Consider the following 12,461-nt stretch of genomic DNA (forward strand, 5'->3'; position numbering starts at 1 on the left):
GAGAAAATCACTACCCGATGGCACTAAGGTCGCAACCTTGACCGCGCTGGCACGAAACAGTTTGAGGAGGTCGGGGCGAACATGACGAACACAGCGCAGGCACCCGAGGTCGACGAGAAGACGGTCAGACGAGCCGTCATCGCGTCGGCCATGGGTAACGCAACAGAGTGGTACGACTACGGGGTGTTCACCTCGGGTGCGATTGCCGCCAGCATCGGCACCGTGTTCTTTCCCGGCGAGGGGAACGCGATTCTGAAATCGCTGGCGCTGGTGGCGATCGGGTTCGTGGTTAGGCCGTTCGGCGGAGCGTTCTTCGGCCCTCTGGGGGACAAGATCGGGCGGCAGCGCGTGCTGGCGATCACGATCCTGTTGATGTCCGGCTGCACGTTCCTCGTCGGCTGTCTGCCGACGTACTCGGGCGAGTACGCGATCGGGATCGGCGCCCCCATCCTGGTCCTGCTGCTCCGGTTGATCCAGGGCTTCTCGACCGGCGGCGAGTACGGCGGGGCGGCGACGTTCATCGCCGAGTACGCCCCGACGCGCAAGCGCGGGTTCTGGGGCAGCTTCCTGGAGATGGGCACGCTGGCCGGCTACGTGCTGGGCAACCTGGTCGTGCTGACGGTGACGTTGTCGTTCACCGCGGACCAGGTGGACAGCTGGGCGTGGCGGATTCCGTTCTGGGTGGCGCTCCCGCTCGGCATCATCGGTCTGTACCTGCGGAACAAGCTCGAGGACACGCCGGAGTTCCGGCGGCTGGAGGCCGCGGGCGAGAAGGCGGAGAAGGCGCCGCTGAAGGAGACCCTGACGCGCAACTGGCGCATGATCATGAACCTGATCGGGATCGTGCTGCTGCTCAACATCGCCGACTACATGTTGCTGACGACGATGCCCACGTACTTCACGGACACGCTGAAGATCAGCGACAACACGGCGACGGTGATCATCATCATCGTGGAGCTGATCCAGATCGCGTTGATCGCGCCGATCGGCGCGCTGTCCGACCGGGTCGGGCGAAAACCCATGCTGATCACCGCGGCGATCGGTTTCCTCGTGCTGAGTTACCCGTCGATCAAGCTCATGCAGAGCGGCAGCACGGTGCTGCTGTTCCTCGGATTCCTGATCGTGGCGCTGCTGCTGGTGCTGATGCTGGCGGTGATCGGGTCGACCTTCCCGGCGATGTTCCCGACCCGCGTGCGCTACGGCGCCTTCGCGATCGGCTACAACGTCTCGACGTCCATCTTCGGTGGCACCTGCGGTGTGGTCGTGACCGCGCTGATCCACGGCACCGGCAACCAGGACTGGCCGGCTTACTACCTGATGATCGCCGCGGCGATCGCGCTGTTCCCGATCTTCAAGATCCCGGAGACGGCGCGGGTCCCGATGGACCACATCAACGAAGAGGGTGTGACCGCGCCGCCGGCGGCCAAGACCGCCGCGAACTGACGCCACACCGGAACGGAAGAGGGCCGGGTCCCCGATGGGGCCCGGCCCTCGCTCACTCGGTGACCTCGGCGGGGGCTTCGGCACGAGGAGCGAAGTGCCGCCGTGCGTAGGTGGTGAGAGCCGATGCCACCGCAACCGCCAAGCCGGCTTCCACCAGCAGAGCAGCGAACACCATTGCTTCCTCCTCGTGAGTGTTCGGGCGCGGCTGTCACCGCGCCGTGTTACAGGGGTGTGGTCGGGGGATGTTCCCCGTGTTACTCATCGCCGCGAAGTTGGTGAGTATTTCTCCGACAGACCCCCATTGAGGGGTGATCTCGCCCACGGCAGAATGAACCGTGGCAAAACCGGAATCCCAGAGGAGGCGGCTGCGGGATGGGCGAGCAACGTCGGCCCGGAGTGGGCGAAGCGGCGCGGCTGCTGGACGACATGACGCAGCAGATGGTCGTGGTGCCGCCGCTGCTCGATGCCCCGGAACCGGGCGAGGTCCCTTCGGTGCCCGCGCCGCCGCCCGCCCTGGACGGCCACGCGCTCTAGACAACAGTGAAGGCCACCCCCGTGGCGGGAGTGGCCTTCACGCCTTGACAGATCAGCCCGCGAGGGCGGACAGCTTCGTCCAGTCCGCCCAGGAGTAGGTCCAGTCCGAGTAGTCGCCGTCCTTCGCGGACAGCGTCTGGGTGCTGCCGGTGATCTCGACCGGGTCGCCGACCAACGCGCCGTCGTAGTACTCCTTCGCCCGCGCCGGCGACAGGTTCAGGCAGCCGTGCGAGACGTTCTGCTTGCCCTGCGCCCACATCGACGACGCCAGTCCGTGGATGAACTCGCCGTTGTTGGAGATCCGCACCGCCCACGGCACGTTCACGTCGTAGTAGTCGTACCGTGGGTTGCTCATCGAGTAGGTCGCGTGCTTCGACATCACCACGTGGATGCCGCTGTGCGTGACGCGGCCGGGGTCGGAGTCCAGGCCGTAGCTCACCGGGTAGTCGGCGATCTGCACGCCGTCGCGGATGACCTGCATCCGGTGGGTCCTGGTGTCGCCCTTGACGATCTGCGAGCGGCCTATCGAGAACGCGGCCGTGACGTCCTGCTTGCCGTAGGTCCCGTCGCCGATCTTCACGCCGTAGATGTTCGCGGCGACCTTGACCTGCGTGTTCGGCTGCCAGTACTCCTTCGGCCGCCAGTGCACGCTGGTGTCGGAGACCCAGGCCCACGAGCCCTCGGTCTTCGGCGTGGTCTCGACGGTCAGCGCGCGCTCGACGGCGGCCTTGTCGGCGACCTTGGAGCTGAAGGTCAGCGCGATCGGCATCGCGATGCCGTAGGTCTGGTTGTCGCCGACGTTCAGGCTGGCGGACAGCTGCTTGCGCGGGCTGACGGTGGTGAACGAGCCGCCGATGGCGACCTGCTTGCCGTCGCTGCCCAGCGCGGTGCCCGACCACGTGTACTTCTTGCCGTAGCCGAGCGGTTCGGTGATGGTCCAGCTGCGCTTGTCGGCGCCGAGCTGGCCCGCGACCTGCTTGCCCTCCGGGTTGGTGAGCGTGACCGACTGCAGCTCACCGTCCGTGACCGTAACCTGCGCGGAGTCCGCGGGCGCCACGTCCTTGGCGCCGTCCGCGGGCTGCACGGCGAGCTTGGCCGGCCCCGCCGAGGTCTGCTGCGCGTCGGCGGACGTGGTCTGCCCGGTCCCGGTCGTGCCCGGCGAATCGCCGCCGCTGCACGCACTCAGCGCCAGCAGCGCGGCCAGACCGAGCCCGATCAGCGCCAGCGGCTTGCGCCGCTTGTGAAGTCCTGTCACCTCTGAAGCCCCTTCTCCCCTGTCGCCAGACAGACGCGCGTCCGTAGGTGATCGTTGACGCTGAGGAGTGTGACTCGCCTCACTATCGAGGGACCCTCGATGCCGGAACGCCACGGTCGGCCGCTAGTTGATCAGCCTATCGAGTGGGTCCGACAGTGACCGGGTGACCGCACTACGCCATCCCAGTGACGGAATCAATGGGGTCCGAAATCGCTCACATCCGGGTAGGCTTCCGCGCAGGCCGTTGTTTTGCGTGGTCGTGGCTACACACTCGCGGAACTTTCGACGCGAGCCGGGAGCCGCACGCGCTCGTCGCTCACCCCGTCGGAACCGTCCGGGCGGCCCGAGTTATTGACGAGGAGCAACAGCGGTGGCGCAAGGCACTGTGAAGTGGTTCAACGCCGAGAAGGGCTTCGGCTTCATCGCCCAGGACGGCGGCGAGGGCGATGTCTTCGTGCACTACTCGGAGATCGAGGGCCGCGGGTTCCGCACCCTCGAAGAGAACCAGCGCGTGGAGTTCGAGATCGGCCAGGGGCAGAAGGGGCCGCAGGCCCAGAAGGTGCGCGTCATCTGACGCTCACCTGTCCATGAACGTCCCGTCCCCGGCGGTCCTCCGCCGGGGACGGTTTTTATGTCTGCGGTCAGACGCGGCCGGCGCGCGGCCGGTCCCAGTTCTGGTCGAAGTGGTGCTGGTCGGTGTCGGCGACACCGGTGTGGTCGGCGAACTGGCGGCGCTCCTGCGAGGCGGCCTGCGCCTCCCAGGCGAGGCGCTCGAGCACCCATTCGCGGGCCAGCGCCTGCGGCGAGGTGCCGCGCTCGGCGGCGATGTCCTTGAGCTGGGAGCTCGCGACCAGGTTCATGCGCAGCTGGTAGACCTGCGCCTCGCCGAAGCGCTTGCCGGTCCCGGTGCTTTCCGGGCCGGTTTCCGGCGCGAGCGCGGCGAGGTAGCTGGTGAGCTCGTGGTCCTCGACGGCGCCCTGCGATTCCTTGTCCGCCGAGTTCCGGTGCTTGCCCGGGTTGACCGGCTTCAGGTTGGTCCGGGTGTTGTTCCGGCGTCCGAGAGAGGGAAGAGGCACCCGGCCACGATAACGGTTAGGTCTCGGGACGACCCTCATTGTGGTGCACGACACACGGGTTCTTCCCGATCTCCTGGGCCGTTCGGGTGGGACGTACGCCCACATGTCGCAATCCCGGGCTGACCGCGAGCCATTCACGCAGGCCGGAAATGCGGGCCGGAATGTGCCCTGGAAATGGAGGGGCCCCCGCGCCAGGGGGAGGAACGCGGGGGCCGGAGGGGATCTCCACAGGCGCTGACCGGGGGTGTGTCAGCAAGTCGATTGTTACATGATGCGGCCCGATGACGCGAGTGCTGGACGGGAAAAATTGCCCCAACCCGTCATCGCACCGTCGCCTGCGGTTCATCTGCGCGGACGCGGAACGGGAACGTTGCGTGTTCACAGGTTCACTCTGCGGGGGGCTGCGTGGCCGACGTCCCGCTCGCTAGCCTCGCGGCGAAGTTGTTGGCGTGACAGTCCTTTCGGGAGGAGCTATGAGCGGGTCTGTGGAAGTTCGGCAGTTCCTCCTTCGATACGAAGGCGGCGATCCGGCCGGGGTCCCCACGCAGCGTTCCGGGCAGGCCGACGCGCCACGTGTGTCGGACGACCAGGTGCGACGTGCGAGGTTGGCGGTGGCCGCCGGCGCGATCGACGCGCAGGACTGCGCCCAGTTGCTGGACATGCTCGGCCTGGTGCCGGACGAGGAAGGCGTGAACCCGGTCCAGCGGTGATGTTCCCGGTGCTTCCCGGTCAGGGGTGCACCCCCTGGTCGCACCCCTGACCGGCCCCAGGTCCGGAAAGATACCGGCGTTGCTCCGCTCGGGGCAAACAATTTCCACCCAGTTGCTTCGCTGTCGGTGAAATTGCCGCCATGGTTCTTCGCTGCAGGTAACATAACACTGTTACCAGCCGAGAGGAGCCGGTCGTGGCGGTGGAGATCGCGCGGGAGATCCGTCCTGTGGTGCAGAAGTACGGGGGCGCGTTCATGACGTCGCCGGAGCTGGCCGAGGTCGAGCGCGAGGTGGGGCTCGGGCGGCGGGCGTTGTACTTCCGCGGCCGGTCCGCCGTGCTCGGCGACCCGTCACCGTCCGTGGTCGCCGAGCTGTTCGGGATCTTCCCGCGCTGGGTGGTGGATCTTGTTTTGCCCTCCGCAGCCGAGGTTTTGGGTTCGACCGCGGCGGTCTCGGCGTACACCGAGGCGCTGTACCGGTGGTCGAAGGCGCACCTGTGGGAGTCGGCGCTCGGCGAGTTGCTGCCCAGCTTGGTGGCGGCCGCGGACGCGAGCGGGCTGGCGTTGTTCGCGGGCTGGCAGGAGGTCTCGTGGCCGGATGATCCGGTCGCTCGGATCGGCCACGGGTTGATGGTGCTGCGCGAGTACCGCGGCGGGCTGCACTTCGCGGCGCTGCGGGCGGTGGGGCTGACGGTGCCGGAGGCGGTGGTGGCGGACCCGGAGGGCGGCCGGGCGCGCCTGTTGCGGACGGCGTGGTCCCCGGAGGCGGCCGACGAGCTGATCGCCCGCGCCCGGCGGCGCCCGCGCCCGGCGGCGCCCGGACCTGGAAGCCCGCTGGCGGCGAGCGGAGTCGCTGACGGATGAGCGGATGGGCGAGCTGCTGGAGGTGCTGTCCGAGGGCGAGCGGGATGCCTTGGTGCGCTCCCTGGCTGACCTCGGTCGCGAAGAGTGACCGGGGACACGTTGGCGGCTGGCTGCTGCCCGGGCTGGGTTGCCGGGGGTTCGGCTCTCGTGTTTCCGCAGCTCAGGCACGGTTTTTACCGTTAAGGGATACCCGGTGGAAGGGGGCTCGTGGAGTGCCCTATGCTTGTAATCGCTCCCAGGGAGACCTGAGAGCGCGGTCGGTCGGTCACCCGAACCGGCCGGGCTCCCATCGTCTAGCGGCCTAGGACTCCGCCCTTTCAAGGCGGCAACGCGGGTTCGAATCCCGTTGGGAGTACGCATGACAAATGCATATGGCCCTGTGGCGCAGTTGGTTAGCGCGTCGCCCTGTCACGGCGAAGGTCGCGGGTTCGAGTCCCGTCAGGGTCGCAGTAGCGTCTGGCTTCAGCCGGCGTTTCCGGCCAGGTAGCTCAGTTGGTACGAGCGTCCGCCTGAAAAGCGGAAGGTCGCCGGTTCGACCCCGGCCCTGGCCACGGTCGATGAACCGCTCCGATGCAGGTCGGGGCGGTTTTTTCATGTCTGCGCCACCGGCCGGTGGTGATCTTGGTTCACCGCCGATGGCCGCGTCTTGACCGGAGGGTGCTGTGGAGCTGGTTCGCCTTGGGGACGAACTCAACGGTGTCCTGGTGCGAGTGCTTGGTCGCTTCGGGGCGGGGGCCCTTCAATTTCACGATCACCTCGCCGCCGAGGTGGTTGTGGCGACCGAGTTCGTCAGCGGCAAGCTCGATCTCGTGCTCGCGCCCGCGGACCTCCAGGACTGGGAGCACGCCCTGGACGCGCTGGCGGTCGGTGGGGGCGTTCGATGGCTGGACGGCGGCCGCTCGCCCGAAATCCACCTGTCCGGGCGGGAGTCCGGGAGCCTTGTCCGGGTGACCGTGGTCGATGAGCCCGCCTCCGGTGTCTCCGTGACTCTCGAGCTGTCCGTTGCCGACGGGTGGATCGACGACCACCGGGCGCGGCTGCGGGCGGTGCGGGAGGCGTGGCCGAGTGAGGTCGTGGAGGCCTCGCCCGGTGTGTACGAATGGCGCTGACCGTAGTTCTCCCGTACCGCAAGCCCGCGGCGCTGCGTTCGGGGCCCTTCGCGTGGCTACGGAGCGTCAGCGGCGCCGCCTAGAGTGGGGGCGCTATGGACTCGCCCGTGGATGTCAACCTCGTCGTCTTCCAGGTCAACGGCAGGGATGACGACCTGCTCCACGGGGCCGCCCCGGCGCGGGCCGAGGACGCCGTCCGTCAGGCTTGGCGCCAGGTGCAGGAACAGCGCGACGTCCAGGCGAGCGAGGTCACCCGCATCCACAGCACCTGGCAACCCTCCCGCGTGGATCGCGTCTTCCTGGCCGGCACGTTCCCCCGCGCCGAACGCACCCACGACTTCGACCGGCCCGACGGCGACGACTGGGACACCGCCCTCGAAGCCGCAGCCGCGGCCCGCGCCGGTCAGGACAGCTTCGTCCAGGCGGAACGGGACGGCGAGTGGCTGCCCATCCTCCACACCTACGACGGCCCGCTGAAGCTCTACGCCTCCCTCCCGCTCGTCGACGGCCGCCTGTACCTCGGCTTCGCCAAGACGACGATCACCCCCGCGGGCCGGATCGGCATGTCCCACCTGCTCAAGAACCGCTTCGAGGCGATGACCGGGGACGAGCTCCAGGAACTGCTCGACGAAGCGTGCGGCAACCTCGCGCGCGGGCTCCGCTTCGGCGTGCACGACGACGAGGCGAAGGGGCGCCTGGTCAGCGTGGAGCGCGGCGACGACAACCTGTGCGCGGCCTCGGCGATCGTGCTCGGCCAGTTCCACGACAACGTCGCCCACCACGTCGGTGAAGACAGGCTGATCGTCGGGCTGGTCAGTCCGGACCACATCTACGTCGCCGGCGCGAGTTCCGGCTGGGTGGAGGAGATCACGGACTGGGTGCGGACCTCGCCCGACACGAGCGGCGACCTGGTGCCGACCGTCCTCCTGATCGACGGCTCCGGAAACATGGAGATCATCGCCGAGCGCCCGACCGGGCGAGTGCCCGCCGACGCGACAGTCTGACCGGTCAGCGGGCCGCCACCCAGGCTTCGATCCCGTCCAGGAACCGGTCCACCCCGAACTCGAGCGCGGCCGGCAGCGCCTCGCCGTCCCCGAGGTCCTCAGCGGACTCGGCAGCCTGCACGGCGGCCAGCGCCGGGTAGTCCGCCGGGTTGATCAGCTCGCCGAGCACCTGCGTGAGTTCGGCTTCACTGCGCGGAAAACCGTCCTCGGTCTTGCCGGCGCCGCTCATACCGAGGCTGATCTGGGCGACGCCGCGCACCACCGCGGTCAGGTGCAGCGCCGCCGCGCGGGCCTGGCCGCCGACCAGCCCCGCCTTCAACAGGGGCCGCAGCAGACGGTCCAGCCACGCGAGCTGGTGCGGGCCCATCGGCGCGTGGTCGAGCGGCACGAGCAGGAGCCACGGCCGCGCCTGGAACCCCGCCCACAGCGCGGCCACCCACTGCCGCACGGCCTGCCGGAAGTCGTCCGTGTCGTCGAGCTCCGGCGGCTTCCCGGCCGCCACATCGGCGACCACCTCGAGCAGCAGGTCCTTGCCCGGGATGTGGTTGTAGATCGACATCGTCGAATAGCCCAGCTCGGCCGCGATGCGCTGCATCGACAGCGCCTCCAGGCCGTCCGCGTCCGCGATCCGGACCGCGGCCTGCGCGATCCGCTCCACGGTCAGCCGCGCTCGCGGCCCGCGCCGGCCACGCGATCGCCCGGACCACAGCAACGTGAGGCTGCGCTGGAGGTTGGTCGCCTTGCTGTCGTCCGCCACCGCGTCATTCTAAAACTATGTACCTCATACGTTTATATGTATGGTGTACATAGTTTTGGAATCGGAGGAGCAGACCATGACCTCGACGACGAACGCACCCCGCACCAAGCCGCCCAGCCGGCAACGGGCCTGGCGGCGCAGCCCTTGGATGGTCCCGCTGGCTCTCGTGGCGGTGGCGTTCCTGGCCTTCTCGGTGCCGCCCTACCTGACCTTCGACCCCGCCCGGTCCCGTCTGGAACCGCCGCCGGGCAACGACCTCTACTACCCGCTGCTCGTCGGGCACGTCCTGTTCGGCGCCGTCGCCATGGCCACGGCGTGCTTCCAGATCTGGCCCGCGTTCCGCGCGAAACACCCGCGCGGGCACCGCATCACCGGGCGGGTCTACGTCTTCGCGGGGGTGCTGCCGGCCGGGCTGCTCGGGCTGTACATCGGGTGGCACACCGCGGCCGGGCCCTCTGTCCGCGTGGCGAACCTCGTCGGTTCGGCGCTGTGGCTGGTCGTCACGGCCGTCGGGTGGCGGATGGCCCGTCGGCGCCGTTTCGGCGATCACCGCAGGTGGATGGCGCGCAGTTTCGCGCTGGCGATGTCGATCGTGCTCAGCCGGGTCGTCAACATCGTCGCCACGATCATCCTGACGCCCCAGGTGGACACGACCTTCCGCGGCAGCGCGGAGCTGATGACCTACAGCGCCGCGAGCATCGGGGTGTGGCTCAGCCCCTTCGTCCTGTGGGTGGTCACGGACCTGCTGCTGGAACGCCGCGGTCAGGGCCTGGTCAGGAAGAAGTAGGCGTAGCGCTCGTCCAGTTCGTTCTCCGGCACCAGTTCGATCGCCTCCGGCCGGAAACCCACCCTGGCGGCCAGCTTCCAGAACTCCGGGATCGCGTAGGTCGTCATCTGCGACGGGCCCGTCCGGTACGAGCGGCGGCGCGGCCTGGTCAGCCAGCGGCCCTCGTCGTACTTGATCTGGATCAGGGCGAGGCCGCCGGGGGCGAGCACGCGGTGCGCGAGCCGCAGGATGCGTTCGCCGTACTCGGGGGTCGGCAGCACCTCGAAGACGTAGAGGCACAGGAACACGTCGCACGGCCCGGGGATCTCCCGCAGCGCCGCTTCCGGTGCCGGGACGTCGACGGCGACCCCGCGGAACGGGGTGTCGCACACCGCCTTCACCTGCTTTTCGCACTCCAGCAGGCTGTCCGTCGAGATGTCGACGCCGACGAACTCCTTCGCGTGCGGCGCGAAGTGCACCGCGTTCGCGCCGCCGCCGCAGCCCCACTCGAGGACCCTGTCCCACGGGCGGTCGAAACCGGCCATCCGCGCGCCGCGGCGGAACATGTCCAGGTGCCGCCTGCCGATCTCCTCCCACGGCACCTTCTCGCCGAACACCGGGGCGTCCGCCCAGTGCGAGTTGTCCTTCCAGTCCACGTCGGACCGGTCGGACCAGAAGGACTGCGCGTCGGCGGCGATGCGGCGTTCGGACTGCGTCAGGCCGATGGTCGCGAGCCCGCGGTGCCACGCGGCCAGCGCGAGCGAGACCGCGCGGCGTCTTCTTTCGGACATATCGGTCATCCTGCCGGATTCACCCGTTTGGGAGGAGTCCCTTCGGCAATGTGGTGCGGGATTCCGAGCACGGCGTGGTCGGCGTACCCGAGCGCCTCGGCGACCAGATCGGCCAGGTGGTCGCTCGTGATGCGGTAGAGCATCCGGCGGCCCTCCCGGCGCGCCCGCACCAAGCCGGCCAGCCGCAGCCTGCCGAGGTGCTGCGACACCGACGACCGGGACGCCGGCACCTGCGCGACCAGGCTGGACACGTCCTGCTCGACCGACAACAGCCGCAACAGGTGCAGCCGCGTCGGGTCGGCCAGGTGGCCCAGCACCTCCGCCGCCACCCGCAGCCGGGCGGCATCAGTTGTGTCGTCATGCGCGCGCATGCTTGCATATTGCCATGGGGACCTCGCACGGACACGGACACGGCCACCGAGCGCGGCGGCTGCGGCACCTCGTCACGCCGCACAGCCACGACAGCGCCGACCGGTTGGACAGCGCGCTGGAGACCAGCAGGCGCGGGATGCGCACGCTCGTCTGGTCGTTCCTGGCGTTGTTCGTCACCGCGGCCGCGCAGCTGGTCGTCGTGTTGTTCACCGGCTCGGTCGCGCTGCTGGGCGACACCATCCACAACTTCGCCGACGCGCTCACCGCGGTCCCGGTCGGCATCGCCTTCGCGCTCGGCCGCCGCGCCGCGAGCCGCCGGTTCACCTATGGGCTGGGCCGGGCCGAGGACCTCGCCGGGGTGGTCGTCGTGCTGATCATCGCGGGGTCGGCGGCGCTCGCCGGGTACGAGGCGGTCCGGCGGCTGATCGAGCCGCGGCCGGTCACCGGGCTGTGGGTGGTGGCCGCGGCGGGCGTGATCGGGTTCCTCGGCAACGAGCTGGTCGCGCGGTGGCGCATCACGGTCGGCAGGCAGATCGGCTCCGCGGCGCTGGTCGCGGACGGGTTGCACGCGCGGACGGACGGGTTCACCTCGCTCGCGGTGGTGCTCGGCGCGCTCGGCGTCGCGCTCGGGTTCCCGATGGCCGACCCGATCATCGGGCTCGTGATCACCGCCGCGATCCTGCTGGTGCTGCGCGACGCCGCGAAGGAGGTGTTCCGGCGGCTGATGGACGCGGTCGATCCGGCGACCGTCGACCTGGTCGAGCAGACCGCGCGGTCCGTCGACGGGGTGCGCGCGGCGCGGGACGTGCGGGTGCGGTGGATCGGGCACAGCCTGCGCGCCGAGCTGGCGGTGGCGGTCGACCCGGCGCTGACCGTGACCGCGGCGCACCACCTCGCGCACCAGGTGGAGCACCGGCTGACGCAACGAGTGCCGCGAATGACGGCGGCGGTGGTGCACACGGAGCCGGCGCTGGGCGCGGAGGGGGCGCACGAGCTGGTGGGGCCCGGGTAGTGGAGGGGGTGTTGCGGGCGCCTCGGGGGTTCGGTAGCGGGGGCGAGGTGGTTTTTCTTTAGGGGGGCGGGTTGCGTGCGGGTGTTGGCATCGCGCGGCGGGAAGCCTGGCCGTGGTTTGCGGCGGGCCGGTCTGCCGGTGGGGCCGTGGTAGTGGGGCGAGTGGTTTTCCTTTAGGCAGGCTGGTTCGCGGGCGGGTGTTGGCACTGCGGGACGGGCGCGCCTGAAGGGCTGCATCAGGGGGCGCGGTGGCTTTCTGCGGCACAGGACATCCAATTGCTGTGATGCTCATCACTTGTTCCGCACATTGATCGTCTGTATTGTGCTTCCTTGGCGCAGTGGATATCGAGCACATTCGACAGGAACTGGCCACTTTCCAAGGCTCCCGGATCGTCGAGGCGAACGGGGACGTCTTCGCCATCTACGACCCCCGCGGGGACCTGCCGCCGCAGCGTCAGATGCCCTGGGCGACCATCGTGACCTCGGACAACCCGTACGACGACACCTCGAACCTGGACCGGCCCGGGGTCTTCCGCCTCAACATCGGGCTCACCCGCGACCGCTTCAAGGAAGTCGTGCCGGACGGGGACTACGACGTCACCGCCCTGGACGTCCTGTTCCCGCACCCGCTGTACGGCGGGCAGCACTGGGTCTGCGTGATCAACCCGGACGAAACCTGGCCGCAGGCCCGGAAACTCCTCGACGAGGCCTACGAGTTCGCGGTCCGCAAGTTCGACAACGCGGAACGCCGGCGTAGGTAGCCTGCCCGC

Annotated in this window: 15 protein-coding genes, 3 tRNA genes and 1 pseudogene; 13 read left to right on the forward strand and 6 right to left on the reverse strand. The window is 69.2% G+C overall.

What is annotated here, in order from left to right; all coding sequences use genetic code 11:
- The first annotated feature begins 81 nt into the window (after positions 1-81).
- A complete protein-coding gene (locus L2C96_RS07100; RefSeq protein ID WP_020418286.1) occupies positions 82-1,443 on the forward strand; it encodes an MFS transporter in 1,362 nt (453 codons plus the stop codon).
- Positions 1,444-1,495: 52 nt separating this feature from the next.
- Here L2C96_RS07100 and L2C96_RS44370 read toward each other — a convergent pair whose 3' ends face one another.
- Positions 1,496-1,618, reverse strand: a complete 123-nt coding sequence (locus tag L2C96_RS44370; RefSeq protein WP_020418285.1) for a hypothetical protein — start codon at positions 1,616-1,618, stop codon at positions 1,496-1,498.
- Positions 1,619-1,815: 197 nt separating this feature from the next.
- Between L2C96_RS44370 and L2C96_RS07105 the strand changes: the two genes are divergently transcribed.
- Entirely contained in the window at positions 1,816-1,977 is a 162-nt protein-coding gene (locus L2C96_RS07105) for a hypothetical protein (RefSeq protein ID WP_237335610.1), read from the forward strand.
- A gap of 52 nt (positions 1,978-2,029) precedes the next feature.
- Here the strand turns inward: L2C96_RS07105 and L2C96_RS07110 are convergent, their stop codons facing one another.
- Complete coding sequence (locus L2C96_RS07110) at positions 2,030-3,232, reverse strand: L,D-transpeptidase (RefSeq protein WP_237335611.1); 1,203 nt, start codon at positions 3,230-3,232, stop codon at positions 2,030-2,032.
- A gap of 370 nt (positions 3,233-3,602) precedes the next feature.
- On the opposite strand from L2C96_RS07110, the gene L2C96_RS07115 reads away from it, so the two are divergent.
- Positions 3,603-3,806: a cold-shock protein gene (locus L2C96_RS07115; RefSeq protein WP_017985566.1), complete on the forward strand. Its 204-nt coding sequence runs from the start codon at positions 3,603-3,605 to the stop codon at positions 3,804-3,806.
- 67 nt (positions 3,807-3,873) lie between these two features.
- Here the strand turns inward: L2C96_RS07115 and L2C96_RS07120 are convergent, their stop codons facing one another.
- A complete protein-coding gene (locus L2C96_RS07120; RefSeq protein WP_020418282.1) occupies positions 3,874-4,308 on the reverse strand; it encodes a hypothetical protein in 435 nt (144 codons plus the stop codon).
- A gap of 473 nt (positions 4,309-4,781) precedes the next feature.
- On the opposite strand from L2C96_RS07120, the gene L2C96_RS07125 reads away from it, so the two are divergent.
- From L2C96_RS07125 to L2C96_RS07155, 7 genes and pseudogenes are all read left to right on the forward strand, one after another.
- Positions 4,782-5,018 (forward strand): hypothetical protein, encoded by a 237-nt coding sequence (locus L2C96_RS07125; protein WP_020418281.1) that lies wholly within the window; start codon positions 4,782-4,784, stop codon positions 5,016-5,018.
- Between the two features lie 254 nt (positions 5,019-5,272).
- Positions 5,273-5,969: pseudogene (locus tag L2C96_RS07130) on the forward strand (SCO6745 family protein).
- A 194-nt stretch (positions 5,970-6,163) separates the two neighbouring features.
- Positions 6,164-6,236: transfer RNA gene (locus L2C96_RS07135), tRNA-Glu, on the forward strand.
- A gap of 18 nt (positions 6,237-6,254) precedes the next feature.
- A tRNA-Asp gene (locus tag L2C96_RS07140) sits at positions 6,255-6,328 on the forward strand.
- Between the two features lie 30 nt (positions 6,329-6,358).
- Positions 6,359-6,432, forward strand: a tRNA-Phe gene (locus tag L2C96_RS07145).
- A 111-nt stretch (positions 6,433-6,543) separates the two neighbouring features.
- Positions 6,544-6,990: a DUF5959 family protein gene (locus tag L2C96_RS07150; RefSeq protein ID WP_308191139.1), complete on the forward strand. Its 447-nt coding sequence runs from the start codon at positions 6,544-6,546 to the stop codon at positions 6,988-6,990.
- 95 nt (positions 6,991-7,085) lie between these two features.
- Positions 7,086-7,994, forward strand: coding sequence for a hypothetical protein (locus L2C96_RS07155; RefSeq protein ID WP_237335612.1), 909 nt, complete (start codon positions 7,086-7,088; stop codon positions 7,992-7,994).
- 4 nt (positions 7,995-7,998) lie between these two features.
- On the opposite strand, the gene L2C96_RS07160 is transcribed toward L2C96_RS07155, so the two are convergent.
- Positions 7,999-8,751 carry a TetR/AcrR family transcriptional regulator gene (locus L2C96_RS07160; protein ID WP_020418277.1) on the reverse strand — a complete coding sequence of 251 codons (753 nt, stop codon included), beginning with the start codon at positions 8,749-8,751 and terminating at the stop codon, positions 7,999-8,001.
- Between the two features lie 76 nt (positions 8,752-8,827).
- Here L2C96_RS07160 and L2C96_RS07165 point away from each other — a divergent pair, with 76 nt between their 5' ends.
- Positions 8,828-9,538, forward strand: a complete 711-nt coding sequence (locus L2C96_RS07165; protein WP_237335613.1) for a DUF2306 domain-containing protein — start codon at positions 8,828-8,830, stop codon at positions 9,536-9,538.
- Here L2C96_RS07165 and L2C96_RS07170 read toward each other — a convergent pair.
- Both L2C96_RS07170 and L2C96_RS07175 read right to left on the reverse strand, forming a co-directional pair.
- Positions 9,514-10,308, reverse strand: a complete 795-nt coding sequence (locus L2C96_RS07170; protein WP_237335614.1) for a class I SAM-dependent methyltransferase — start codon at positions 10,306-10,308, stop codon at positions 9,514-9,516. The two genes, L2C96_RS07165 and L2C96_RS07170, sit on opposite strands and share 25 nt — an antisense overlap.
- 5 nt (positions 10,309-10,313) lie before the next feature.
- Positions 10,314-10,679 carry an ArsR/SmtB family transcription factor gene (locus tag L2C96_RS07175; protein ID WP_051123531.1) on the reverse strand — a complete coding sequence of 122 codons (366 nt, stop codon included), beginning with the start codon at positions 10,677-10,679 and terminating at the stop codon, positions 10,314-10,316.
- A 14-nt stretch (positions 10,680-10,693) separates the two neighbouring features.
- On the opposite strand from L2C96_RS07175, the gene L2C96_RS07180 reads away from it, so the two are divergent.
- Both L2C96_RS07180 and L2C96_RS07185 read left to right on the forward strand, forming a co-directional pair.
- Positions 10,694-11,692: a cation diffusion facilitator family transporter gene (locus tag L2C96_RS07180; protein WP_237335615.1), complete on the forward strand. Its 999-nt coding sequence runs from the start codon at positions 10,694-10,696 to the stop codon at positions 11,690-11,692.
- 337 nt (positions 11,693-12,029) lie between these two features.
- Complete coding sequence (locus L2C96_RS07185; RefSeq protein WP_237335616.1) at positions 12,030-12,452, forward strand: DUF6194 family protein; 423 nt, start codon at positions 12,030-12,032, stop codon at positions 12,450-12,452.
- The last annotated feature ends 9 nt before the right edge of the window (positions 12,453-12,461 follow it).

Origin of the sequence: Amycolatopsis tucumanensis (assembly GCF_021654135.1) — a bacterium.
Taxonomy (GTDB): Bacteria; Actinomycetota; Actinomycetes; order Mycobacteriales; family Pseudonocardiaceae; genus Amycolatopsis_E; species Amycolatopsis_E tucumanensis.